The sequence below is a fragment of the Streptomyces sp. NBC_00289 genome (assembly GCF_041435115.1).
Lineage (GTDB): Bacteria > Actinomycetota > Actinomycetes > Streptomycetales > Streptomycetaceae > Streptomyces.
The window spans coordinates 5859892-5885253 of the sequence record NZ_CP108046.1 but is presented as its reverse complement, the minus strand read 5'-3'; the positions used below and the strand labels follow the sequence as shown (position 1 = coordinate 5885253).

Genomic DNA, 25362 nt, shown 5'->3' with positions numbered 1-25362 from the left:
GCGTCACCCGAGGAGGGTTCCGCCGCTCGCGTCGACGAAGGAGCCGGTGACCCAGCGGGCGTCGTCGGAGACGAGGAAGGCGATGACGTCGGCGACGTCCTGCGGTTCGCCGACCCGGTTGAAGGTGGACAGGCCCGCCATCGCCTCGACGGCCTCCGGGATGTCGAACACCGGGTTGCCGTTGCGGGTGATGCCGGGGGCCACGCTGTTGACGGTGATCCCGCGCGGCCCGAGCGCCTTGGCGAAGTGCAGCGCGAGCTGCTCCACGGCGCCCTTGCTCATCGCGTACGCGATCTCGTCGGGGTTGGCGAACCGGGTCAGCCCGGAGGAGATGTTCACGATCCGGCCGCCGTCGGGGATGTCGGCGAGCGCCCGCTGGATGATGAAGAACGGCGCCTTGGCGTTCACGCCGAAGATCCGGTCGAACTGATCCGGCGTGGTGTCCTCGGGCTTCACCCCGCCCATCACCCCGGCGTTGTTGACCAGGATGTCGAGCACGGTGGAGCCGGTGCGCTCCTTGAGTCCCCGCTCCAGGCCGAGGAACAGCTCGTGCACGCCGCCGGGTGCGTCGAGTTCGGCCGGTACGGCGAACGCCCGCCCGCCGTCCTTCTCGATCCCGGCGACGACCTCGGCGGCCGCGTCCTCGTTGGTGGCGTAGTGCACGGCGACGAGCGCGCCGTCCCGGGCCAGGCGTTCGGCGGTGGCCCGGCCCATCCCGCGGCTCGCGCCGGTGACGAGCGCGGTCTTGCCGGTGAGGTCACCCATGTTCCTTCTCCTGCCGTTGACGTGTGCGTGCGTTGCGTGGGGGTGTGCGCGCGGGAGCGTGTCCCGCGGGCCGCCGGGGGTGAACCAGCGGCCGAGAGCCGCGTCCAGGCCGTCCGGCGAGTCGCCGGCCCAGGCGACGTGGCCGTCGGGGCGGACGAGCACCGCGGCGACCTCTGTCAGGGGGCCCTCCGCCGGGGGCAGCGCGGTCACGGTGTCGACGGTCGCGGCCCACGGCCGGGCCACGTCGGCGATCCGCTGCCGCAGCTCCTCCTGCCGGGCCGGCACGAGCAGCAGTCCGCGCCCGGTGCGCAGCAGGCCCAGCGCGCTGAACGGCTCGGCGGAGCCGGGCAGTTGGGCCTCCGGGAGGCGGGCGCCCACCAGCGGGTGGCCGGCCGCCGTCTCGTAGCGCACGTCGAGGCCGCTGATGGTGCCGGCCAGGTGGGCCCGTACCGGCTCGTAGGCGGTCAGTTCGCCGACGACGGAGCGCAGGGCCTCCACCTCCGGGCCGCCCAGCAGCAGCCGCGCCTGGGCCCGGATGTGGGACAGCACCCGCCGCCCGACGGCGTGCCGCTCCTCGTGGTAGGTGTCGAGCAGCCCGTCCGGGGCCTGCCCCACCACGGTCGCGGCGAGCTTCCAGCCCAGGTTGACGGCGTCCTGGAGGCCGAGGTTGAGCGCCTGGCCGCCGATCGGCATCTGCTGGTGCGCCGCGTCGCCGGCCAGCAGCACACGACGGTCGCGGTAGCGCTCCGCGTGCCGGGACGCGTCGCCGAAGGAGTTGACCCACAGCGGGGTGCCGCCGGAGATGTCCTCGCCGGTGACGTTGCGCCAGGCCTCGACGATGTCCGCGGAGGACGCCTCGCCGCTCGCGCGCGCCGGGCGGCCGAACTCGTGGACCATCACCCGGGTGACGCCGTCGCCGCGCCGGGCGGCGATGGCGAGCCCCTTCGGCAGCCGCTCGAAGCGGCGGTTGCGGATCTCGATGCCGTCGACGTCGGCCCGGATCAGCTCCCGTTCGGCGCCGTTGCCGGGGAAGCCGATGCCCGCGAGCCGTCGTACGGCCGAGTCCTCGCCGTCGCAGCCGACGACGTAGCGCGTGGTGAACCGTTCCCGCCGCCCGCCGTACTCCGCCGCCACCTCGATGTGGTGCGGGTACGGCTCCAGGCCGACGACCCGGTATCCGCGCATGATCCGCGCCCCGAGTTCGACCGCGCGGGCACCGAGCAGTTCCTCGGTGCGGACCTGCGGCACCTTCCACTGCCCCGGGTAGGGGCTGGGCAGCCGCAGGTCCATCGGCAGGCCGCCGAAGTGGCCCATCGGCTCGTGCGGCGGCAGCGGGTCGCCGAACCCGCCGGGGCCCTCCAGCAGGTCCCGCTGGTGCAGGATCTCCATGGTCCGTGCGTGCAGGGTGGACGCCCGCGACTGTGTCGTCGGCGCGTCCAGCAGCTCCAGTACGGTCACGTCGGCACCGCCGAGGCACAGTTCTCCGGCGAGCATCAGCCCGACGGGGCCGGCGCCGACCACCACGACCTGCGTATCGACAGCGTCGGCACCGGCCACGGGTCAGCGCCTCGCTTCGACGTGGTTCTTGGCGTGACCCAGGGTCGCGCGGCTGTTGGTGCTGAGCGCCGAGCGCACGTACTCCCTGGCCTCGTCCACACCCGCCTCGGGGCCGAGGATCCGCTCGATGTTCTCCGGCCGCAGCACGACGGTGTGCTGCGAGGAGGCGGTCGCGCCGGTGTCCGTCTCGCGGAACGTCCAGTAGCCGGTGTGCAGGGTCATCAGCGCCGGCAGGGTGGTCTGCTTGTAGGCGATCTTCTCGCCGTCCAGGCACACCCGGTAGGACTTCGTGGTGTGTACGGAGCCGTCCTTGGCGCGGGTGTCCATCTCCAGCGTCTGCAGGCCGGGGGTGTCCTCGGTGAGCCGTACGGTCGCCACGTGCGGCAGCCGCTCGGACCACAGGCCGGCCTCGTTGACGAAGTCGTAGGCGTCCTTGGCGGACCCGTCGATCTCGACCGTGTCCTCGAAGGAGAAGGTCAACTCCTCGGAGGCGGTGGCCAGTTCCACGTTGGTCTTCAGGGCCGCGAGCTCCGAGCGGGAGTTGCGGTCCACGGCCTCCTCGATCCAGGCCAGGCTCGCCGGGTCGTCGTCGACGGCCGTGTAGTCGTGCAGCAGCCGGATGCGTGACTCGGTCTCGGACAGCGGCTCGATGATCCAGGTGCCGCCCATGGTGGCGACCGGGGGCGTGGAGACCTGCTGGCGGAAGGTGATGCCGAGGCCCTCGGGGTCCAGGACGCGGCGCGAGGTCCAGTTCTTGGCCTCGCCGTTGGCGGTCGCCCAGATGCGGATCAGTTCCTCGTTGCCGGAACGCTCCAGGTGGTCGACGTAGATGGTCGGCGGGAAGATCCGCGGCCAGTTCTCCACCTCGGCGATCAGCCGGTAGACGGCGGTGGCCGGGGCCGAGACGGTGATCTCGTGCTCGACTTCCCGCGGCTCGGATGCGGACATGCGTGCTCCTCGGAAGGTACGGGTGTCGGACCGGTCAGAAGTTGCCGAGACCGCCGCAGACGTTGAGCGCCTGCGCGGTGATGGAGGCGGCCGTGTCGGAGGCGAGGTAGCCCACGAGTCCGGCGACCTCCTCGGGGCTGGAATAGCGGCCGAGGGGGATCTTCGCCGTGAACTTCTGCAGGATGGCGTCCTCGGACGTGTCGTACGCGGCCGCGTAACCGGCCCGCACGCGCTGCGCCATGGGCGTCTCCACATAGCCGGGGCACACCGCGTTGACGGTGATGCCGGTCGGCGCGAGCTCGTTGCCGAGGGCCTTGGTGAAGCCGACGACTCCGTGCTTGGAGGCGGAGTAGGGGGCGCCCAGCACCACGCCCTGCTTGCCCGCGGTGGAGGCGACGTTGATGATCCGACCGCGGTCCTTGTGGCGCATGCCGCCGGTGTTCAGGACGGCGCGGGTGAGCCGGAAGACGCCGTTCAGGTTGGTCTCGACGACGTCGTACCAGAGCTCCTCGTCGATGTCGGCGGTGACGCCGCCGCCGGACCGGCCCGCGTTGTTGACCAGGACGTCGACGGTGCCGAAGCGGTCCACGGCGGCCTGGACGAAGGTCTCGATCGACAGCGGCGAGGTCACGTCGAGGGCGGCACCCTCGACGTCGAGGTCCTCCTCGCGCAGCTGCTTGACGGTACGGGCCACGTTCTCGGCGTCGCGGGCACCGATGAAGACCCGGTGCCCCTGGCCCGCCAGCAGCCGTGCCACCGCGAGACCGATACCGCTGGTGGCCCCGGAAACGAGGGCGACCCGCTGGGGAATGTCGGACATGTCTGGTGCTCCCTTGTAGGCGTGTGTGGGCAGGGGGGTGAGGTGGAGGGGGTGCGGTGGCCGTGCGTGGTGCCGGTCGGTGAGGCAGCCGCCGTAGCCGGCTCGGCAGGGAAAGCCGCCGGCGCGGTGGCGCGGGGCCCGGGTCGGTGGGCGTCTGGGCCGGTCGGTGAGGCAGCCGCCGTGGCCGCCTCGGCGGGAAGGCCGTCGGGGCGGCGTCGGCAGGGAAGCCGCCGGCGCGGTGTCGGAGGGGGACGCCGCGCCGGCGGGTGGTCAGGCGGCCGCCGGGGTGGTGTCGGCGAGGCGGGCGTTGACCGCCTCGACCATCGCCCGGGGGGTCTTGGCCTCGGTCAGCACGGAGTCGTCGAGCGATATGCCGTACTCGCGCTCGATCCGGCCGCAGGTCTCCAGCAGCGCCAGGGACTCGTAGCTGAGCTCCTCGAACTCCGTGTCGAGGATGTCGCCGTCGAGGTCGACGTTCTCGTCGGCGCCGGCTCCCTCGAGCAGGATCCGCTTGAGGTCCTCGATGGTGAAGGGCTGGGTGGCCACGCGTGCGTCCTTTCATCGTGGTGGAAGGGGCTCCGGCGGTTCCGGTGTCCCCGTGCCGAGCTCGTTTCGCCGTCCGGAGGGCACTGACAGGCGGCAGGCGAAACGCCCGCCGCCCGGCTCGGGCGTGGGAGTGGAAGTACGAGCCGGGCGGCGGGTGTCATGGGGGCGGGCCGGGCGCCGGGTGTCCTGGGGCGGCCGGGCGCCGGGCGAGCGGTGTCACGCCGCCGCCCGCACCACCGCCGCCGAGTTGAACCCGGCGTGTCCGCGGGCGACGACCAGGACCGTGCGGAGCTCGCCCGGCCGGGGCTGGCCGGTGACCAGGTCGAGGTCGTAGGAGGCGTCCGGGTCGACGTTGGTGGTGGCCGGGACGATCCCGTCGGCGATGGCCAGCAGGGCGGTGGCGACGTCCAGCGGGGCGGCGCCGGAGCAGAGGCGGCCGGTCATCGTCTTGGGGGCGGTGACCGGGACGCCGTGCGGTCCGAACACGTCGTTGAGGGCGTCGGCCTCGGACCGGTCGAGCTCGGGGATCGCGGCGCCGTCGGCGAAGACGACGTCCACGTCACCGGCGTCGGCGCCCGCGTCGGCGAGGGCGAGTTCGATCGCCTTGCGCAGACCGGGCGGGCGGCCGCTGCCGGGGGCCGGGTCGAAGGTGGCGCCGTAGCCGGCGATCTCGCCGTACACGCGGGCCCCGCGCCGCTCGGCCGACGCGTCGGATTCGAGGATGAGGATCGCCCCGCCCTCCCCCGGCACGTGTCCGGCGGCGGCCACGTCGAAGGGCAGGTAGGCCCGGTCGGGTTCCTCGCTGGTCGACAGGCGGCCACTGGCGAGGAGTCCGACCCAGCCCCACGGGCAGATCGAGGCGTCGATCGACCCGGAGACGATCAGGTCGGTGCCCTTGCGGATCTGACGGCGGGCGTGGGCCAGCGCGTCGAGACCGCCGGCCTGGTCGGAGACGACCACGCCGCTGGGCCCCTTCATGCCGTTGCGGATGGAGATCTGGCCGCTGTTGACGGCGTAGAACCAGGCGAAGGACTGGTACGCGGACACGTACTGGCTGCCCTGGCTCCACAGCTTCTGGAGTTCGCCCTGGCCGAACTCGAAGCCCCCGGAGGAGCTCGCGGTGACCACGCCCATGGAGTATCCGGGCAGTTCGGCGGGGGTGACGCCGGCGTCGGCCAGCGCCCAGTCGGTGGTGACCAGGGCCAGCCGGGTCATGTGGTCGGTCTGGGCGGTCAGCCGGCTGGGCAGGTGGTCCCCGGCGGTGAACCCGGGGATCTCGCCGGCCAGTCGGGACGGGTACCGGGAGGGGTCGAAGCGGGTGATGCGGGCGATGCCGTTCTTGCCCGCCCGGGTCGCCGCCCAGTAGTCCTCCGTACCGAGGCCGTTGGGGGCGGCGATGCCGAGCCCCGTCACGACGACCTTCGGCATTGACGAGCTCATGCCATACTCCTCTCGGGGCGGGCCAGCACCATCGCGCTCTGGAATCCGCCGAATCCGCTGCCGACCGTCAGCACCGCGTCGGTACGGTGCTCCCGCGCGACCAGCGGCACGTAGTCCAGGTCGCACTCGGGGTCGGCCGTGTGCAGGTTCGCCGTCGGAGGCACCACGTTGTGCTCCATGGCCAGCACCGAGGCGGCGATCTCGATCGAACCGATCGCCCCGAGCGAGTGCCCGACCATCGACTTGATGGAGGACACCGGCGTCCGGTAGGCGTGCTCGCCGAGGCTCTTCTTGAAGGCGGCCGTCTCGTGCCGGTCGTTCTGCTTGGTGCCGCTGCCGTGCGCGTTGACGTAGTCGATCGCGTCGGGGTTCACCCGGGCCTCGTCCAGCGCCACCGTGATGGCCTCGGCCATCTCCGCGCCGTCCGGGCGCAGGCCCGTCATGTGGAAGGCGTTGCAGCGCGACGCGTAGCCGGCGATCTCCGCGTAGATGTGCGCACCCCGCCTGCGCGCGCTCTCCAGTTCCTCGAGCACGAACACCGCCGAACCCTCCCCCAGCACGAAGCCGTTGCGGGTCCCGTCGAAGGGTCGCGAGGCGTGCTCGGGGTCGTCGTTGCGCGGGGTCGTCGCCTTGATGGCGTCGAAGCAGGCCAGGGTGATGGGCGAGATCGGCGCGTCGGTCGCGCCGGCCACCATGACGTCCGCCGACCCCTCGCGGATCAGCTCGACCGCGTGGCCGACCGAGTCCAGGCCGGAGGTGCAGCCGGTGGAAACCACCGTCGCCGGGCCCTCCGCCCCCGCCGCCCACGCCACCTCGGCCGCGATCGAGCTGGGCACCAGGTAGTCGTAGAGGTGCGGGACCGCGTACTCGTGGTCGACCAGGGCCAGCCGGCCGCCGTCGCTGACGATCCGGTACTCCTCGTCGAGTCCCATGGTCGCGCCGACCGCGCTGCCGATCGTGATGCCGACCCGGTACGGGTCCGCCGCGGCCAGGTCCAGTCCGCTGTCGGCGACCGCCTCACGGGCGGTCACCACGGCCAGCTGTGCCGCCCGGTCCATCCGGCGGATCTCCTGCGGGCCGAGCCCGTGTGCCTCCGGATCGAAGTCGATCTCGGCGGCGACCCGGGAGCGGAACGAGGACGGGTCGAAGAAGGTGATCGCGCGCGTCGCCGTACGTCCCTCGCTGAGCAGGCTCCAGAAGTTCTCGGCGCCCACTCCGCCGGGGGCCGTGACACCGACCCCCGTGATGACCACTCGCCTGGCACTCACGCCCGGCCCTCCCAGTCGTAGAAGCGTGTGGCGACCGCGTCGGCCGGGGACCGCCAGGTGGCCGGGTCGTAGGCCTGGATGAACGGCTTGAGGTCCTCGCTGATCCCGACGAAACGCGGGTCGGACTTGGCCGCCTCGATCAGCTCACCGCCGTTGTCGGTGTCAAAGTCCTGGAGGTGGAAGTAGAGGCCGCGGTACGCGAAGAGCTGACGGCGCCGGGTGCCCATGAGGTGCGGCATCTCGGTGCCGTCGAACTCCTTGAACAGCCGGGCCACGTCGGCCTGGCTGCCGGGGTCCATCCGGGCCACGATCAGTGTGCTGTGCATGGGGGTCTCCTTCGGCGGGACTCGTGGGCGGGCGGGGCGGGTGCCGCACGCGGGTGAAGTGACGTTCCGGCGGCCGGCTCGACGGACGGCGAGGACGGAGGGGACGGGGAGGAGTGCCGGCACGGGTTCGGACAGCGACACGGACAACGGCGCCCGTGAGGCGGTCAACGGGCCGGGCCGAACCAGCGCTCCAGTGCCATCGGCAGATCGCCGTGACTGCCCGGTGCGGCCCAGGCCACGTATCCGTCGGGGCGGACCAGGACGGCCGTGGTTCCGGCCAGCGCGCTGCCCTCGGGCAGTACGGGAGTGGCGGTGACGACGTCGATCCGGTCCAGCCAGGGGGTGGCCCGGCGGCGCAGCGCCTCGTTGCCCGTGAGGTCCAGCAGCACACCCCGCGCCGCGCGCAGCGCCTCGGTGCTGGAGGAGACCAGCCTGTCGCCGGTCAGCCGTACCTCCGGCAGACGCCGGCCGAGCAGCGGGTGGGGGCCGCCGTCGAGGTCGTAGCGGATCTCCAGGCCGGAGACCATCGCGGCGAAGTGCTTGCTGACCTCGGGGTAGCGGATCAGCTCGTTCAGCACGTCCCGCAGCGGCTGCACCTCGGGCCCGGACAGGAACAGCAGGCCCTGCGCCTGCGTGTTCATCAGCAGCCGCTTGCCCACCGGGTGGCGCTCGGCGTGGTAGCTGTCGAGGAGCGCCTCGGGCGCCCTGCCCCGGGCCACCGCGCCCAGTTTCCAGCCCAGGTTCACCGCGTCCTGGATGCTGGTGTTCATGCCCTGGCCGCCGGCCGGCAGATGGATGTGCGCGGAGTCTCCGGCGAGGAAGATCCGGCCCCGCCGGTACTCGGTGACCTGCCGGGTCGCGTCTCCGAACGAGGAGACCCACACCGGCTCGGCGTGCGAGATGTCGTCGCCGGTCAGTCGCTGCCAGGCGGCGGCGACCTCGTCCCAGGTCGGGGGCTTCTCCCGGCGCTGCGGCGGGGTGCCGCGCTCGCACACGATCAGCCGGGTGACGCCGCCGGGCAGCGGGCCCACCATGACCATGCCGCCGGGCAGGGTCTCGCCGATCATCCGGGGCTCCAGGGTGATTCCCCGGACGTCGGCGAGGAACATCTCCAGGGTCGACGCCGTGCCGGGGAAGTCGAAGCCGAGGGTCTTGCGGATCGTGGACCGGCCGCCGTCACAGCCGACGAGGTACTCGCCGCGCAGATGCCGCACACCGGCCGGCCCGCGCACCTCCACCTCCACGCAGTCCTCCTTCTCGGTGACGGACAGGACCTCGTGGCTGCGCCGGATGTCCGCGCCGAGCTGGGCGGCCCACTCCTCGAGCACGGTCTCGGTGGCTGACTGCGGGACGGTCTTGGCGGCCTGGTGCGCTCCGTCCAGCACCGCGAAGTCCACGGGCAGGCCGCCGAAGTGGCCCACGTTGCTGACCTCGATGTCCCCGAAGCGGGACAGCAGTCCGCGCTGGTCGAAGACCTCCATGGTGCGGGCGGTGAAACCGAGACCGCGCGACTCTCCGGTGCGCGCCGGCAGCTTCTCCAGCACGATGACGCCGACGCCCGCGAGGCGCAGTTCCCCGGCGAGCATCATGCCCGCCGGTCCGGCGCCCACGACGATGACAGTTGCGTCCATGACACTCCTCGGGATGAACCCGCGCTTCAGGCGGGGAAGAGACGGGTCAGCGGGGAAGAACGGGTCGATCGGGGGTGGCCGGGGCGACCGGCGCCGTCCGGTCAGACGCGACGGCGACCGGTCGGGCGGGCCGGTCGGCCGGGCCGGGTGGCCCGGCCGGGTGGGCATGACCGAGGCTGGTCTGCCGGGCCCGGTTGGGCATGACGGCGGCCCGCCGGTCAGGCCCGGTTGGGCATCACGCCGACCCGCCTGTCGGGCGCGGTCGGGCGTCACGGCGGCTCGCCGGGGCGACCCGGTCGGGCATCACAGCGGCCCGCCGGTCAGACCCGGTCAGGCATGACCGAGGCCCCGGCCGGTCGGGCGCGGTCGGGCATGACCGAGGCCGGCCGGGCATGACCGAGGTCGGTCGGGCATGACCGAGGCCGGTCTGCCGGGCCCGGTCAGGCATGACGGCGGCCCGCCGGTCGGGCCCGGTTGGGCATCACGACTACCCGCCTGTCGGGCGCGGTCGGGCGTCACGGCGGCTCGCCGGTCAGACCCGGTCGGGCATGACCGAGGCCGGCCGGTCGGGCGTCGCCACGGTCGGCCGGTGGGTGCTGCCGACGCTCACAGGTAGAGGCGGCCGAGGCCCTGGTTCGCGATCTGGGCGGCCGCCGCGTGGCGGGGGTCGGGCGCGATCGCCTCGTGGCGGACGGCGACCTCGGCGAGCTTGATGGCGTGCTCGTCGCCGATCTGGACGGCGTTCGCGAACACCTCGTCGACGTCGGGGGCTTCGGGCAACGGCGCCTGCGGGCGCGGGGTGGCCTGGAACCAGTCGAGCATCGTACGGCTGAGGGACCGGGCGACCCGGTACGAGGGCCACCGCTGGGCCGGCGGCAGGTACTCGATCACCAGCCGGACGGCGGCCGGGCCGGTGACCGAGTGGATCAGCGGAATCGGATGACGCTGCGCGACGGTGGCATAGATCCCCGAGTACTCCGCGACCAGCTCGTCCAGCGCCCGCGCGGCCGGGTCACGTCCGTGGCCGTCGCCATCGCCATCGTCGTGACCGTCGCCTTCGCCATGGTCGTGGACGCGGTCGCGGTCGCGGTCGCGGTTACGGCCGTCGTCGCGTCGCCCGTCGCCCAACGCGCCCGCGCCCGTGTTCGCATCCGCGCCCGCGTCCGGGTCCGGGTCCGGGTCCGGGTCCGGGTCCGCCGCGAGTTCGCCCGAGTCGGAGTCGTCCACCGGTGCGCCGTGACCCGCGTAGCGGGCCGCCCAGTAGCCCAACCCCTGGGCCAGTTCGCTCAGTTGTCTGTGGTTGTCCGGGCCGGCCGCGGCCACCGCGCGGACCGCGTGCGCGGTGCGGATCACGCCGTGGGTGAGCACCCCCGACATGCCGGGCAGCAGGCGGGGCCACCAGCGGGCCAGCACCTCGGTCCACTCGTCCTCGGACAACTCCCGCTCGAACAGGGCGGTCCAGTCGCCGACCCGGGCGAAGTCCCCCAGCGCCGCCTGCCATCCGGCCCGGTCGGCCGGGTCGATGGCCCATCGGAGCTCGGGCACGTCGTGGTAGGTGCGGGTGCGCAGATTGCGGTCGACCCAGCCGGGCACCTCGTCGGTGTACCCCATGTGGGCGAGAGCCTCGGCGGCCATCGGGGCGTGGTTGACGAACCTCGGGCCGTGCTCGAAGCCCACTCCACGCAGGCGCTCGAGTGCCTCGTTCACGGCATCGGTGTAGGAGAGTGCTGCCATGGGTCTCAGTCCTTGATCTCGCAGATCGGCGCGCCGGAGGTGAGGGAGGCGCCGACTTCGGCGGACAGGCCCTTGATGGTGCCGGACCGGTGCGCGTTGAGCGGCTGTTCCATCTTCATCGCTTCCAGGACGACGATCAGGTCGCCCTCGGTGACCTGCTGGCCCTCCTCGACGGCGACCTTCACGATCGTGCCCTGCATCGGCGAGGCGAGCGTGTCACCCGAGGCCGCGGGCCCCGACTTCTTCGCCGCCCGCCGCTTGGGCTTCGCGCCGGCGGCCAGTCCGGTGCGGGCCAGCGACATGCCGAGTGAGACCGGCAGGGAGACCTCGAGCCGCTTCCCGCCGACCTCGACGACGACCGTCTCGCGGCCCGCCTCCTCCTCACCCTCCACATCCGAGGGCGCGGTGAACGCCTTGATGTCGTTGACGAACTCCGTCTCGATCCACCGCGTGTGCACCGTGAACGCATCCGTGGAACCACTCAACTCCGGCGCGAACGCCGGGTCGGTGACCACCTTGCGGTGGAAGGGGATCGCCGTGGCCATGCCCTCCACCCGGAACTCCTCCAACGCACGCGCGGCCCGCTGGAGGGCCTCCTGGCGGGTGCGGCCGGTGACGATGAGCTTCGCCAGCAGCGAGTCCCAGGCCGGACCGATCACCGACCCCGACTCCACCCCGGCATCCAGCCGCACCCCCGGCCCCGACGGCGCGGCGAAAGCGGTGACGGTGCCCGGCGCGGGCAGAAAACCCCGGCCCGGGTCCTCGCCGTTGATCCGGAACTCGAAGGAGTGCCCGCGCAGCACGGGGTCGCCGTAGCCGAGTTCCTCACCGTCGGCGATGCGGAACATCTCCCGCACCAGGTCCAGGCCGGCGACCTCCTCGGTCACCGGATGCTCGACCTGCAGCCGGGTGTTGACCTCCAGGAAGGAGATCGTGCCGTCCTGGCCGACCAGGAACTCGACCGTGCCGGCGCCGACGTAGCCGGCCTCCTTGAGGATCGCCTTCGAGGAGGCGTACAACTCCTCCACCTGCGCCGGCGACAAAAACGGCGCCGGAGCCTCCTCCACCAGCTTCTGATGCCGGCGCTGGAGTGAGCAGTCACGGGTGGAGACCACCACCACGTTGCCGTGGGAGTCGGCCAGGCACTGCGTCTCCACATGCCGCGGCTTGTCGAGGTAACGCTCCACGAAGCACTCACCGCGCCCGAACGCGGCCACCGCCTCCCGCACCGCCGACTCATACAGCTCCGGAACTTCCTCCAGCGTGCGGGCCACCTTCAGACCCCGCCCGCCGCCACCGAAGGCCGCCTTGATCGCGATCGGCAGACCGTGCTCGCGGGCGAAGGCCACCACCTCCTCCGCACCCGCCACCGGATCCGGCGTACCCGCCACCAGCGGCGCACCCGCCCGCTGCGCGATATGCCGGGCAGCGACCTTGTCCCCCAGATCACGGATCGCCTGCGGCGGCGGTCCGATCCAGATCAACCCCGCGTCCAGCACGGCCTGGGCGAAGTCGGCGTTCTCCGACAAGAAGCCATAGCCGGGATGGATCGCGTCCGCACCCGATTCCCGCGCGGCGCCCAGCACTTTCTCGATGTCCAGATAACTGGTGGCCGGGGTGTCACCGCCCAGGGCGAACGCCTCATCCGCCGCGCGGACATGCAGAGCGTCCCGGTCCGGGTCGGCGTATACGGCCACGCTCGCGATCCCGGCGTCCCGGCAGGCCCGGGCCACACGGACAGCGATTTCGCCACGGTTGGCGATGAGCACCCGTCGCATGTCAGGACGCCCGTCTGCCCGAAGTCCCGGCGTCCTGGGCCTGGTTGAAACGACCGGCCCCGGCCTCCAGGGCGCCCAGCGACCCGTCGAAGAAGATCAACGGCTCCTGGCCGTGGTCCGGTACACCCAGTTCCACCACCTCGCCGACGACGATCTCGTGGTCGCCGCCCGCGTGGATGTCGACGGTCGTGCAGGTCAGGTACGCCAGCGCCTCCGTCAGCACCGGCAGACCGCCGTCGCTGAAGTGGTGCGGTACCCCGGTGAACCCCTCGGGCCGGCGCCCCGCGAAGGACCGGGCCAGCTTCTCCTGCCGGCCGGACAGGAAGTTCACGGTGAAGCCACCGCTCTCCTCCAGCACCTCGTGCAGCCGTGACTGCTTGTGCAGGCAGAACAGGACGAGCGGGGGGTCCAGGGAGACCGAGGTGAAGGAGTTGACGGTCGTACCCTCGGCACGGCCCGCCGGGCCGGTGGTGATGACCGTGACCCCGGTCGTGAACAGGCCGCACACGCGGCGCAGGGTCGGAGCTTCGATCGGCTGTCGCTCGTGGGTGTGAATCAGCGAGCGCGCTGCTGCTGACATGCGCATCCCTTTCGTGACGGGGTTCGGAGAGGTGCCGCGCGCTGGGCTTCAGAGAAGCTTCCGGACCTTGGCGCCGGCCTTGACGATGCCGAGCAGGAACTCCCGGCCGACGCTGTTCATCTCCGGCGGGGCCTGGACGGAGGCCCAGTAGAGGAAGCGGGCCATGGTCGCCGTGGACGGGTAGATGAATCGTTTGTTCTCGTCCTTCCAGCCGAACACCGGATTGACGATGGGCGAGTCGTCGAGCAGCTTGAAGATCGCGTCGGCGGCCTCGTCGCCGCTCAGCACGCCCGCCTCGTACTTCTCACAGGTCTCGGCGGCCGTCTCCAGGAGGATCTTGAACTGGTCGCTCTGCGGCCACCACAGCCCCGGGTACCGCGCCTCCTCCAGCTCCTGGAAGTGCCGCGGGTTCCCGTCCCGGACGTGCTTGAGGCGGGCGCGCGTCAGCCGCATCGTGCCGGGCGTGATGAAGGAGCCCCAGATCCGGAACATCGCGTTCCACAGCCGGAAGTGTGAGAAGGCGATGAAGGAGCTGTTGACCAGTTCGTCGTTGTACTGGAGCAGACCCTGCTCCAGTCGCTCGACGTACTCGAAGCGCTCCGCCGAGAAGTCCCCGTCCTTGAGGGCGACGACCAGGCGGGAGGTGAGCGCGTCGACCACCTCGAAGGTGTTGGACAGGCCGCGGGAGAACAGCGGGTCGAGGAAGCCGGCCGCGTGCGACATCAGGCACCAGCGGTCGCCGATGGTCTGCTTCGAGGAGTACTGCAGCCGGTCCGTGGAGATCCACTCCCGGATGCGGGCCGCGCCGTCGAACTGCCGCTTGACCGCCGGGTACCTGTCCAGGAACAGCTGGAACTCCTGCTCCGGGGAGAGGTCCGTCGGCTTCGGATAGGTGCGCTCGTCGATGGTCAGGCCGACGCTGCACAGCGGGTTGCGCGACTTCGGGTGGTTGTCGAACGGGATGATCCAGAACCAGCCGCGCTCGATCAGGTGGTGCATGGTGCCGGTGTGCCAGTCGGCCGGCGGGCGCAGGTCCTTGGGGTGTCCGCTGACGTCGTCGAACGGCTTGACGCCGACGTAGTGGGTGAACATCGACCGCGAGTGGTGCTTGAAGCGGGCCGGCTTGTCCCGCAGGTCGAACTTGTCGGCCAGCGGCGAGCGGAAGCCGGACGCGTCCACCAGGTACTTTCCGCGGTAGAGCTCGGGCTGCGCGCCGGGGGCGGCGCTGCGGCCGGTGACGGTCACGCCGTCCTCGTCGAAGTCGACGGCGGTGGCCCGCCAGTTCTGCCGCGGCACACAGCCGTACTTCACGGCCACGTGGAACATGAAGGCGTCGCTGTCCTGGCGGAACATGTGGCTGTTCTGCAGGAAGATCTTGGGCAGGGCCAGCTGGGTCGCCTCGCGCGGGTCGGGTTCCTGGCCGACCTCGTGCTTCATGAAGCCGAAGTGGGCCTTGGTGCCGAAGGTCGGGGCGATGTCCCGGGTGGACTGCTGGACGCTCGCCAGGCTCTTCAGCTCGGGAATGTCGTGGCGCTCGGAGAGGATGTGGATCCACTCGACGAGCTGCGGAGTCATGGACTCACCGATGGCGAAGCGGGGATGGGCGGCGGCGTCGACCAGCAGCACCCGGGCACCGTTCTTCGCCAGGATCGTGCCGGTCACGGAGCCGGCCATGCCCGAGCCCAGAATGATGACGTCGAACGTCATGTCGTCGGAGATCTCGGCCGTCCCCGATATCCCGGATGTCTTCGTCGGTTCCGTCGCGCCTTCGGTCCTCTTCGCGACCATGAGCTGTCTCCTTCGTCAGGTGCGGTCCAAGCGAAAAAGTGCATGAAAAAAGGGCCCTCCATTCGCTTTCTGGAGAGCCCTGAAACAGGCGTGAATCAACCGCTGGCTAAAGCGTGACAGAATTGCCCTGGAGCGTCAACCCCCTTATTGCACAGGGGAATTGACTCGCGCGGAATGATCGGATTCCGCGTCGGACGGAACCGGATCGGCCGGATCCGAAGGGGCGGGCCCGGAATGTGTTTCGGCCAGCAGTTTCCCCAGCAGGGACCGCAGTTCGTCCTCGCCGCCGGGACCGAGCATCCTCGCCACGTCCGCCGCGAGGGAGTCCACCGCGCGGGCCACGACGCCGAGCTTCTCCCGGCCGAGGTCGGTCACCTCCAGGGCGTACCGGCGCCGGTCGTGCGGATCCCGGCCGCGGCGTACCAGGCCGCCCTTGACCAGCTCGTCCACCATCTGGGAGACGGCCGGCCCGGTGACGGCGAGGAACTCCGCTAGCCGCTGCTGCGAACAGGGCGTGAACGTGTTCAGGGCGGACAGCGGCCCGTAGTGGCGGACCCGGAGACCGGTGCCGGCCAGCTTGTCGTCGCCGTGCTTGCGGAGCCGGTGGTGGGCCTGCGCCACCAGGTACTCGGTGCCCCGCACCAGCGGCTGCGTGGACTCCGGGAGGAGTCTGGCGAGGAGTGCGTCGAGCCGGGTCCGCTCCTCGGGCGTGAGCGCGCCGGTCAGCCGGTCGTCCCGCTCGGCCACCGCCCCGCGCCTGGCCTCCAGGGCACCACGTCCCCGGTCCGTCAGGGACAGCACGTACTGGCGCCGGTTGTCGGGATTGCGGGTGCGTTGGACCTCGCCGCGGGCCTCGAGCCGGTCGATGACCGCGACCATGATGGTGCGGTTGATGCCCAGGCGTTCGGCCAGGTCGAGCTGGGACTCCCAGTCACGGCCGGCGAGCGCGGCGAGGACGAGGAACTCGCGGGAGTCGGAATCGGTGCCGTCGGCGCTCGCGGTGAACTGCGCGTGGACCCGCCGGAGGAGGTAGCCGATGAAGTCCGTGAGCGTCTCCGGGAGAACGCCCGGTACCTCGGCGACCTCCTCGGTCTTCGTCACGGGACTCCGCAGACTTTCGTGCTCGCGCCGCAAGACAGCACCTCCTGCCCGAGTGTATACGGGCGGTGCGCGCGGCCCGGGGGGCGCGCACCGCCCCCGGAATCAGTGCGCCCGGCCCTCGGGCACGAGCTCGACGATCGACCGGACCGCCGTGGCCTGACCGTCGGCCCGGTGTACGGCGACGACCTCCAGACCCGCGGCCCGGGCGAGCCGGGCGAGCTCGTCCAGCGGACGTTCGAGGCCGCCGTAGTAGGCGAGCATCCGCAGGTCCATGCCGGTGTCGGCGGTCTCCGCGGTCTCCTCGACGACGAACACGCGGCCGTCACCGCCGGCGACCGCGGCGGAGCAGCGCTCCAGGATCCGCAACGCCTCCTTGTCGGCCCAGTTGTGCAGCACGGACGAGAGGAGGTAACCGCCGCCGCCCGTGGGCAGTTCCTCGAAGAAGCTGCCGCCGACCACCTGGGCGCGGTCACCGAGGCCGGCGTCCCGGAAGCGCTGCGCGGCCCGCGCGGCGGTGCCCGGCAGATCGACGACCGTGCCGCGCAGCGTCGGATGGGCCGCCAGCAGGCCGGCGAGCAGGACGCCGTTGCCGCCGCCGAGGTCGTAGACGTGGCCGAGGGACGACCAGTCGTAGGCGTCGGCGATCGAGCGGGCGTCGCGGGCCACGTTGTCCGCCATGACCCGGTCGAAGGACTGCGCGAGCTCCGGGTCGGTCTCCAGGTCGTCCCAGAAGGGCAGGCCGTAGCGGACCGGGTAGGCCGGGTCGCCGGTGCGCACCAGGTGCGGCAGCTCCACGAGGCACAGGTCGCCGCGGCCGATCGCGCCGTTGAGGTCGATGAGGTGCAGCTGGCCGCTCGGGTGGTCGGAGCGCAGGCCCTGGCCCAGCTCGGTCAGCCCGTACGAGCCCCCGTCGGCGGTCAGCACTCCGACGCTGACGAGGTGGCGCAGCACCCGGTCCAGCGGTTGGACGCGCAGCCCCTCGGCGCGCGCGATGTCGTACGCGGTGACCCGGCCGTCGGTGATGTGGTCGGCGACGCGGTGGGTCGCGGCCACCCGCACGGCCATGGGGGTGACCAGGTCGGCCAGCTCCCACAGACCCAGCGCACGGGGGCCCGAGGACTCGGACTGTGCGGGCTCGGGCTGCGCGGACTCGGACTGCGGGGACTCGGGCTGCGTGGACCCGGGCTGTGTGGACTCGGACTGCGTGGACTTGGGCTGTGCCATGTCGGGTCGCCTCTTTCCGGGGCAGTGGGGTTCCGGGGCGGTGGCGGGGGGGTGCTTCGGGGTGGGCGGCCCCGCGCTGTGCGGGGCCGCCGTGCGGCTCGTTCAGATGGCCGCGGGCGCGTGCTCCCCGTGCTGCGGTGCCGTGGCCGGGATGGCCACTACGGCGGTCAGCAGGGCCAGCAGGTAGAGGCCGGCGCCGAGCAGGAAGCCGTACGAGTAGCCGTCGGTCAGCGCCTCGGAGACGTTGCCCGGCAGCTTGCCGTCGGTGATGTGCTGGGCCGTCGCCGCCAGCAGCGCCAGACCGATCGCGCCGCCGATCTGCTGGGCCGTGTTGACCAGACCCGACGCGGCGCCGGTGTCCTGCGGTGCGACACCGCGCACGCTGATCACGGTGACCGTCACGAAGACCAGGCCCAGTCCGAGGCCGGACACCAGCTGCGCGGGCAGCAGGGCCACCAGCGCGTTCTGTCCGGGAGCCAGGAAGCTGAACCAGATCATGCCCGCGATACCGACGATCAGGCCGACGACGATGACCGCGCGCTCGGAGGTCTTGGCGAGCAGCTGCGGGCCGATGCCACCGGCCGCGAGGCCGATGCCGACCGCGAAGGGCAGGTACGCCAGGCCCGTGACCATCGGCTCGTAGCCCTTGACGATCTGCATGTAGAGAGTCAGGAAGTAGAACGTGGCGAGCATGCCCGCACCCACCAGGAACATGATCAGGTTGGCGCCGACGCGGCCCTTGTCCGCCAGCACGCTGCCCGGGATCATCGGCGCCCGGCTGGAACGCTGGATCAGCACGAACGCGACCAGCAGGACGACCGCGACGGCCAGGCCGATCAGCGTGACGGAGTCGCCGATGCCCTCGGTGCCGGCCCGGTTGATGGCGTAGACGAGTGCGCCGAAGCCGAAGGTGGCGGCGAAGGCGCCGGGCACGTCCACCTTGCCCCGCTCGCGCTCACCCTCGACGAGCACACCGGTGCCGATCAGGACCAGGACGGCGATCGGGATGTTGACGTACATCACCCAGCGCCAGTTCAGGTACTCGGTGAGCGCGCCGCCGAGCAGCAGGCCGACCACGGAGCCGAGCCCGCCCATCGCGCCGTACACGCCGAGCGCCTTGTTGCGGGCGGGGCCCGCCGGGAACGTGGTGGCCAGCAGGGACAGCGCGGTCGGCGCGGCGATGGCGGCGCCCAGGCCCTGGAGTACCCGGGCCGTGATCAGCAGCTCGCCGTTGCCGGCCAGACCGCCGAGCAGGGAGGCGCCGGTGAACAGGACCAGGCCGACGCGGAACATCCGGCGGCGGCCGAAGAGGTCACCGGCGCGGCCGCCGGCCAGCAGCAGTCCGCCGAAGGCGAGGGCGTACGCGGTGACGACCCAGCCGAGGGCGGACTCGCTCAGCCCGAGCGCGCTCTGCATGCTCGGCAGGGCGACCGCCACGATGGTGTTGTCGAGGACGAGCATCAGCTGTGCTGCCGCGATGACCAGCAGCGCCAGGCCCATCTTGCCGCCCTGTCCGGGCGGTGCCGACGCCTTCGGGACGGTTTCGGTTCGGTCTTGCAGCGACATGAGCTCTCTCCGATGTCTCTGGTTGTGGGGGACGTGAACGGACGAGGTGCGGGCCCCGGGGGGTGGACGGGGGAGGAACACCCCCCGGAGGTGTGGCGGGGTGGCCCTGACCTGTGGCACATCGGGGTCGGGGCCGGGAGGAGCCTCGGGTCGCTTGCTCAGCGGGCTCCGGAGCCGGTCTTCGTGCCCCAGATGTCGAGGGCGTCGTACGCGACGCGCCACTCGGTCTCGTAGGCGGTGCGCAGCATCTCGGGCATGTTGCCGAGGATGTGGGCGACCTTGGCGGCGTCGATGTCGTCGAGCAGCCAGGGCAGGTAGCGGACGGAGTCCTGGCCGACCCGGGTGCGCTGCTCGGCGCTGAAGGCCGCCCACTGCTCCTGACTCAGGGTGATGTCCATGAGCTGGAGCGCGTCGCGCTCCTCGTGGTCGAGGTGGCCGCCGAGGCTCGTGTGGAGGGTGTCGACGAGACCGCCGAGGCGCTCGATGCCGGAGTCACGGTCGGCGAGTGCCGCGTCGATGTCGGCCAGCAGCGGGTCGATGACCGCGTGCTCGGCCTCCATCGCGTCGAGCAGGGCGATCTCGGCGGGCTTGCCGGCCAGCGCCTCCTGCATCACGGGCCACACGGTGATGTCTTCCGACGTGTGGTGGATGGTCAGGAACTTCTTGAACAGCTCCCAGCCGACGGCGGTGCTCAGGACGTGGCGGGGGTCCTCGTCGACCCGGGCGGTGACCCGCGCGATCCGCTCCAGTTCGCGCCGGAGGGCGTCGTGGATGGCGAACATCATCGTCATGTCGAGGTTCTTGAAGTTCTGGCTCATCACTGTCTCCCTCAGTGCTCCTGCGTCGTACCGCGACGGTATCGTCAATCCACTTATCTATCAAGGTCTACAACTAACAACCACCCAACCATCAGTGAGTTATCCAAGTGCTTCGCCGAGGGAAGCGCTGGTCAGCGGGTGGACGCCGGCTGCAGAGCGGATTTCTCCGTCGCGTCGACATCGGCCGTACCGGCACCGTCGACGGCTTCGAGGTCGCCCGCCCGCCGACGGATCAGGCTCAGCGCGGGCGCTGTCGCGGCCGTGGTGACCAGGGCCATGAGAACGAGCAGCGTGAACAGGTCGGGGCCGATGACGCCCAGGCCGAGCCCGATGTTCAGCACCACCAGCTCGGTCAGACCCCGGCAGTTCATGAGCGCACCGATCGACATGGCGTCGGTCCACCCCTGGCCGGACAAGCGCGCCGCGACGGAACCCCCGCCCCACTTGCCGAGCACCGCCACCGCGAGCACGGCGCCGAGCCACAGCCACTGCTGCGGCTTGCCCGCCAGCAGCGACATGTCCGTCTTCAGGCCCGTGGTGACGAAGAACAGCGGCAGCAGCACCGGCACCGTGAACGCCCGCAGCCGGGCCGCCGTCACCTCGACCACCCGGCTGCCCCGCGGGGTCACCACCCCGAACAGGAACGCGCCGAACAACGCGTGCACCCCGATCCGGTCGGTGGCCAGCGCGCTCAGGCACAGGCCGCTGAACAGCACGACGAGCACCACGCTCTCGCTGTACGCCCGTTCCGCCCGCGCGACCCAGCGGGCCAGCAGCGGACGTACGGCGTAGTACATGAACAGCGTGAACGCGACGGCGTACAGGGCCGTCGTGAGCGCCTCCGTGGGCGAGTTGCTCTTCGTCACCGCCACCACGGCCGCCAGCAGGCACCACGCGGTCACGTCGTCCACCGCCGCGCACGCCATGGCCAGCGCCCCGACCCGGGTGCGGTACAGACCCCGGTCGGTGAGGATGCGGGCCAGCACCGGGAAGGCGGTGATACTCATCGACACCGCGATGAACAGCACGAACGGCAGTCGGTCCACACCGTCGGGCGCGAAGGTGCCGTACATGCCGAGCGCGAGGAGCGTGCCGAGGGCCAGCGGCAGCGCGATGCTCACCTGGGAGACCACCACGGCGGTCCGGCTGTGGCCGCGCAGCGAGCCCAGGTCCAGTTCCAGGCCCACCAGGAACATGAAGGCGAGCAGGCCGACATTGCCCAGCGCGCCGATGTACGGCAGCACGGACTGCGGGAAGAGCCAGGTCTGCGCGTCGGGCCACAGCCAGCCCAGCAGCGAGGGGCCGAGCAGGATGCCGACCGCTATCTCGCCGACCACCGGTGGCTGGCCGAGCCGGCGCACCAGTTGCGCGCCGGCCTTGCAGGCGAGGATCACCACCGGAACGGCTGTCAGCAGGTCGGGCAGGGGATCGGATACAGCTGCCATCGCGTCTCCTGAGGGTGGGAGGTGAAGGGCATGCGGGCACGGGTGGGTGCCGGAGCCGTGCGGGCTCAGGTTCCGTAGGGGCGGCCGGCCTTGGCCTCGCGCAGGGCGCGGGCCCACCACAGCAGCTGGTCGAGCATGAGCTTGGCGGCGGCCTCGGCGCCCTCCGGGTCGGCGGGGAAGCGGCCCTCGGCGTCGTAGTGCTCGAGGATCCGCGGGAACGTGACGATGTCCTTCATCCCCACGCAGTGGAACTCGGCGAAGATCTGCCGCAGGTGCTCCACCGCCCGGACACCGCCCGCCATGCTGAGGCCGTAGCTGACGAAGCCGACGGGCTTGGCCAGCCACTCGGTCTGGAAGCTGTCGATGAGCGTCTTCAGCGGGCCCGGAACGCTGCGGTTGTACTCCGGTACGACCAGGACGTAGGCCTCCGCTCCGGCGATCCGGGGGCGGAGGGCCGCGGTGTGCGGGTGGTTCGGGTTCAGGTCCGCGGGCAGGGGGGTGTCTGCCACGTCCACGACGTCGATCACGAGGTCGTCTCGGCGGGCGGCCACCTGCCGGAACCAGCCCGCGACGTCCGGGGCCAGCCTGCCGTCTCGGGCCGAGCCGACGACGAGCGTCACCTCGACCGGCCGCGGCGCCGGGGTCGTCATCGGCCGGCCGCCGGCGCCGGTGCCGTCACCGGCGTCAGCGCGATGAACTCGGTCGCGTCGACGCGGGAGAGGATCCGGCGGGTCAGCGCGGGCATCCTGGTCGTACCGTCGTCGGTGAACACGGTCGGGTTGGTGACCTGGACGCGGCGCCCGCGGGTGGTGATCTCGCAACCGCCCGCCGCCAGCACGTTCTTGACCCAGTCCGAGCCCGGCCCGTACGGCAGCGTGATGATGATGTCCTCGCCGCGCCGGAACAGCTTCACCGGCGTGGTGAACTCGCGCCCGGACTTCCGGCCACGGTGGTGGACCCGTCCGAAGCCGGGCATCCGGCTGAACAGGGGGCCCACGAGATGGTTGGCGAACCGCCGGTTGAAGCGGGCCACCTTTCGGTCTATCGGCACGACTCACTCCTTCTGCGCGGTGGGTGTTCGGGGTGGGGGGCTCTCCCTGTGGTGCGGCGTGCTTGTGTGTGGGGCGGCGGGTCGTCGTGGTGCAGCAGTTCGTTGGGGTGCAGCAGTTCGTCGGGGCAGCGGTTCGGTAAGTGCAGCAGTTCGTCGGGGCAGCGGTTCGTTGTGGGCGGGGCCGCGCCGGGGGTGTCCGTCCTCGGACTGGCGCGGACGGGCTTGCTCACCGGCGCACCGGTGTTTCGACCGCACCAGCCGCTGCGGGCGGACACCCCCGTCACGTCCCCTTGCCGCCGTACTTGTCGGCCCGCCGTCAGGCTGCGGGCTTCGCCGGCGCCGGGGTGAGCGGGCCGGTCGGCTTGCCGCCGGACTGGAGGAAGCGCTGCAGGGTGAAGTTGTCGACGATGCCCCAGCGTTCGGCGATCTTGTCGCCCTCGAAGCGGAACCAGATGATCGCCTGGTGCTGGACCTGGAGGCCGGTCGGCGCTATGCCGATGAACGGGCCGGTGTGCTTGCCGTGCATCACCCAGCGGATGGCGGCCTTGTCGCCGTCCGAGATGAAGTCGAGGATCTCGTACTTGATCTCGCTGAACGCGGACTGCTGGATCCGGATGGTGTGCTTGAACGCCTCCGGGCCGCGCATCGAGTCGTCGTGGCTGCCGTGGTTGCGGAAGTCGGCGGTCAGGTAGCGGTCGGCGGCCGACAGGTCGCCGAGGTCCAGGCCCTCGTGGAAGACCTTCTCGACCAGTTCCTTCTGCTGTTCGCCGGTGAGTGTGGTGGCCATGCGTCAGTTCTCCTTGGCTGGGGTGGTGACGGTGTTTCCGCGGGTGTCGAGCGTCTTGGTGTCGACCCTCGTCACGCCCTTGGGCACGGACCCGGTGGTCCACACGATGCGCAGCCGCAGGCTGTCGAAGCGCCAGCCCTCGGGCGTACGCCGGGCCGTGCCCGTGAACCGGCCGCCGAGCTGGAAGTACTCGGACGGGTCGGGGGGCAGAGGTGAGGCGAAGTGCACGTGGGAGGCGATGAGGCTCCAGGTGAGGCCGGCCCGGTCGCCTTCGGCGTCGACCGAACTGTCGGAGCCGTGGTGGTGCGTACGGCCCCAGCGCGCCATGATCCGCGCGGTGAAGTCGTCGACGCCGTCGATGCCCTTGTGGCTGCCCACCGGGAACGCCATCTCGATGTCCTCGGTGAACAGCGACCGGGCCCAGGTCTCGTCGAAGGTGCCCTCGTCGAGGCTGGCGAGATAGCGGTCGACGAGCTTGCCCAGCGCCGCGAGGTCGGACAGACGGCCGACCTCGGCGGCCAGGGCCTTCAGTTCCGCGGCCTCCGGCTGCGTCATGACACCCGGCGCCCCTCGGTACTGGCCTCGGTGGCGTAGATCAGGGAGTCGTCGGCCGCGTAGATGACGGCCTTGCCGGCGCCGGTGAACTTCTCGCCGTCGTGCTCGGCGGAGAACTCGATCCGGATGTATGCGGCACGCTTGCCGGTGGGGCTGATCTGGGTGAAGTCGGGGTTGAAGTCCTCGCGGACGGAGAAGTCGAAGCTCCGGTCGCCGGTGGCGGACCAGGAGCCGGTGCCGGTGCTCTTGCTCGTGGTGACCGAGAGCGAACCGTCCGGCTCGAAGGTGGCGGTGTAGACGTCCACCTCACCGTCGTGCGCGACCTCACCCGTCCACTGACCGACAGGCGTCTTGGCAGTAACAGACATCGACCACACTTCCTCGGGTCGGGGCGAAAAGGAGACAAAAAAATCCGCACCGTGGTGAGAAACCAACGGTTGCGGATTTGGGGAATTGCGCCGCTCCTGAGGACCACCGTCGACATCGCGGGGGTGCCAGGGCATGGAGGCGCCGGGAAAAGTGTGACACCCATCCACCCGATCGGTCAACTATCGTTTTGCCTAGGGGAGTTGATCGCTGTGGGGAAGTGGCGGTGGTGGGTGTGAAGTGATCAACGGGGGGATGGGAAAAGCCCCCTGCGGCCGTGGGTGGCGGCCGCAGGGGGCTTTCGTCGTGGAATCCGTGGATACCTGTTGAGGTTTGTTTGTGTTTCCGCTCACCGGGAGCCTTTTTCACGTGTAGATCATGAGGGTGAGGATCGCGGCAGCTACTGACGTGAGTCTGTTCGGACTGACGCGGGCATGCCGGAAGATCCGCCACTGCTTGATCCGGGAGATGGTTCGCTCGACGGGAGCACGCAGTGCGGCGTGGACCTTGTTCGACGTCTTGTGCTTGTCGGGCAGTTCGGTTCCGGGCCGTCGTTTGATCGGGGTGATCACAGTGCCGCCGGCCCCGACGTACCCTTTGTCCGCGAGGATCTCGAGGTCCAGTCGCGCGCAGGTGTCGACGATGGCGTGCTCGCGGGCGGCCGTCACATCGTGGGTGCCGCCCGGAAGGGCGGGTGACATCCACAGCAGTTTGCCCTCTTCTGCCGCAATGACCTGCAGATTCACGCCCTCGCGGCGGACCTTGCCGGAGAAGTGCCCCGGCGCCTGGACCCGGTCGGTCTCCGCGACGGTGCCGTCCAGCAGCACGTAGCCGTCCGTGTGATGACTGGTGAGCGCCTCGGTCAACGACGGCGCGTGCTCCGCAAGTTGCCCGATCGTGTGGTTCACGTAGCGCCAGGCGGTGGCCGTGCTGATGCCGAAGCCTGCGGCGATCTGTTCGAGGGTGTCGTGCTTGCGCAGGTAGACCAGGGTGCACCGGGCCCGGTCGTACGGACGCAGTCTGCAGCGCCGGCCGGCTTCACAGGACGCGATCACCATCGTGACCAGCTCCAGGAGCTCCGGATCGACATCGCATCCGGCAGGATAGGAGAACACGGGGCATCTCCGCAGGTGAAGGTTATGTCTGGCGACTCTCCAAACCAACGGGATGCCCCGTTCGGCACGCCACCGTCAACACTTCACCGACGCTCACCCGCAGGCCGTACAAGTGAAAAAGGCTCCGGGTTCATGAACTTCTACGGGATTCCG

The 25362-nt window shown here is 71.1% G+C and carries 23 protein-coding genes; all 23 read right to left on the bottom strand.

Annotated features, from left to right (window positions below; translation table 11 throughout):
- Positions 1-3 precede the first annotated feature (3 nt).
- Positions 4-2322: an SDR family oxidoreductase gene (locus OG985_RS26690; protein ID WP_371670867.1), complete on the bottom strand. Its 2319-nt coding sequence runs from the start codon at positions 2320-2322 to the stop codon at positions 4-6.
- Positions 2323-2325: 3 nt separating this feature from the next.
- Positions 2326-3270, bottom strand: coding sequence for an aromatase/cyclase (locus OG985_RS26685; protein ID WP_371670866.1), 945 nt, complete (start codon positions 3268-3270; stop codon positions 2326-2328).
- Between the two features lie 34 nt (positions 3271-3304).
- A complete protein-coding gene (gene fabG / locus OG985_RS26680) occupies positions 3305-4090 on the bottom strand; it encodes a 3-oxoacyl-ACP reductase FabG (protein ID WP_371670865.1) in 786 nt (261 codons plus the stop codon).
- Positions 4091-4360: 270 nt separating this feature from the next.
- Positions 4361-4636 (bottom strand): acyl carrier protein, encoded by a 276-nt coding sequence (locus tag OG985_RS26675; protein ID WP_371670864.1) that lies wholly within the window; start codon positions 4634-4636, stop codon positions 4361-4363.
- 216 nt (positions 4637-4852) lie between these two features.
- Complete coding sequence (locus tag OG985_RS26670; protein ID WP_371674503.1) at positions 4853-6064, bottom strand: ketosynthase chain-length factor; 1212 nt, start codon at positions 6062-6064, stop codon at positions 4853-4855.
- Between the two features lie 8 nt (positions 6065-6072).
- Positions 6073-7344 (bottom strand): beta-ketoacyl synthase, encoded by a 1272-nt coding sequence (locus OG985_RS26665; RefSeq protein WP_371670863.1) that lies wholly within the window; start codon positions 7342-7344, stop codon positions 6073-6075.
- Positions 7341-7670, bottom strand: a complete 330-nt coding sequence (locus tag OG985_RS26660) for a TcmI family type II polyketide cyclase (RefSeq protein WP_150951192.1) — start codon at positions 7668-7670, stop codon at positions 7341-7343. Before OG985_RS26660 ends, OG985_RS26665 begins: the two co-directional genes overlap by 4 nt.
- Before the next feature lie 164 nt (positions 7671-7834).
- Positions 7835-9301 carry an FAD-dependent monooxygenase gene (locus OG985_RS26655; protein ID WP_371670862.1) on the bottom strand — a complete coding sequence of 489 codons (1467 nt, stop codon included), beginning with the start codon at positions 9299-9301 and terminating at the stop codon, positions 7835-7837.
- 606 nt (positions 9302-9907) lie between these two features.
- A complete protein-coding gene (locus tag OG985_RS26650) occupies positions 9908-11035 on the bottom strand; it encodes a hypothetical protein (protein WP_371670861.1) in 1128 nt (375 codons plus the stop codon).
- Between the two features lie 5 nt (positions 11036-11040).
- Positions 11041-12813, bottom strand: coding sequence for a biotin carboxylase N-terminal domain-containing protein (locus tag OG985_RS26645; protein ID WP_371670860.1), 1773 nt, complete (start codon positions 12811-12813; stop codon positions 11041-11043).
- A gap of 1 nt (position 12814) precedes the next feature.
- A complete protein-coding gene (locus tag OG985_RS26640) occupies positions 12815-13393 on the bottom strand; it encodes a flavin reductase family protein (RefSeq protein WP_371670859.1) in 579 nt (192 codons plus the stop codon).
- A gap of 48 nt (positions 13394-13441) precedes the next feature.
- Entirely contained in the window at positions 13442-15100 is a 1659-nt protein-coding gene (locus OG985_RS26635) for an NAD(P)/FAD-dependent oxidoreductase (RefSeq protein WP_371674502.1), read from the bottom strand.
- Positions 15101-15325: 225 nt separating this feature from the next.
- On the bottom strand, positions 15326-16282 hold the full coding sequence (locus OG985_RS26630) for a MarR family winged helix-turn-helix transcriptional regulator (protein ID WP_371670858.1): 957 nt from the start codon (positions 16280-16282) through the stop codon (positions 15326-15328).
- Positions 16283-16384: 102 nt separating this feature from the next.
- Complete coding sequence (locus OG985_RS26625) at positions 16385-17506, bottom strand: methyltransferase (RefSeq protein WP_371670857.1); 1122 nt, start codon at positions 17504-17506, stop codon at positions 16385-16387.
- 102 nt (positions 17507-17608) lie between these two features.
- Positions 17609-19072 (bottom strand): MFS transporter, encoded by a 1464-nt coding sequence (locus OG985_RS26620; RefSeq protein WP_371670856.1) that lies wholly within the window; start codon positions 19070-19072, stop codon positions 17609-17611.
- Positions 19073-19230: 158 nt separating this feature from the next.
- Positions 19231-19890 carry a hemerythrin domain-containing protein gene (locus OG985_RS26615; RefSeq protein ID WP_371670855.1) on the bottom strand — a complete coding sequence of 220 codons (660 nt, stop codon included), beginning with the start codon at positions 19888-19890 and terminating at the stop codon, positions 19231-19233.
- Between the two features lie 131 nt (positions 19891-20021).
- Complete coding sequence (locus tag OG985_RS26610; protein WP_371670854.1) at positions 20022-21335, bottom strand: cation:proton antiporter; 1314 nt, start codon at positions 21333-21335, stop codon at positions 20022-20024.
- Positions 21336-21400: 65 nt separating this feature from the next.
- Positions 21401-21985, bottom strand: a complete 585-nt coding sequence (locus OG985_RS26605) for an NADPH-dependent FMN reductase (protein ID WP_371670853.1) — start codon at positions 21983-21985, stop codon at positions 21401-21403.
- Complete coding sequence (locus OG985_RS26600) at positions 21982-22386, bottom strand: nitroreductase family deazaflavin-dependent oxidoreductase (RefSeq protein ID WP_371670852.1); 405 nt, start codon at positions 22384-22386, stop codon at positions 21982-21984. The genes OG985_RS26605 and OG985_RS26600 overlap by 4 nt, the downstream gene beginning before the upstream one ends.
- 316 nt (positions 22387-22702) lie before the next feature.
- Positions 22703-23173 (bottom strand): ester cyclase, encoded by a 471-nt coding sequence (locus OG985_RS26595; RefSeq protein WP_371670851.1) that lies wholly within the window; start codon positions 23171-23173, stop codon positions 22703-22705.
- 3 nt (positions 23174-23176) lie between these two features.
- Positions 23177-23728: a nuclear transport factor 2 family protein gene (locus tag OG985_RS26590; RefSeq protein ID WP_371670850.1), complete on the bottom strand. Its 552-nt coding sequence runs from the start codon at positions 23726-23728 to the stop codon at positions 23177-23179.
- Positions 23725-24096, bottom strand: coding sequence for a dehydrogenase (locus OG985_RS26585; protein WP_371670849.1), 372 nt, complete (start codon positions 24094-24096; stop codon positions 23725-23727). Before OG985_RS26585 ends, OG985_RS26590 begins: the two co-directional genes overlap by 4 nt.
- Before the next feature lie 363 nt (positions 24097-24459).
- Positions 24460-25209 (bottom strand): transposase family protein, encoded by a 750-nt coding sequence (locus tag OG985_RS26580; protein ID WP_331718606.1) that lies wholly within the window; start codon positions 25207-25209, stop codon positions 24460-24462.
- Between the last annotated feature and the right edge of the window lie 153 nt (positions 25210-25362).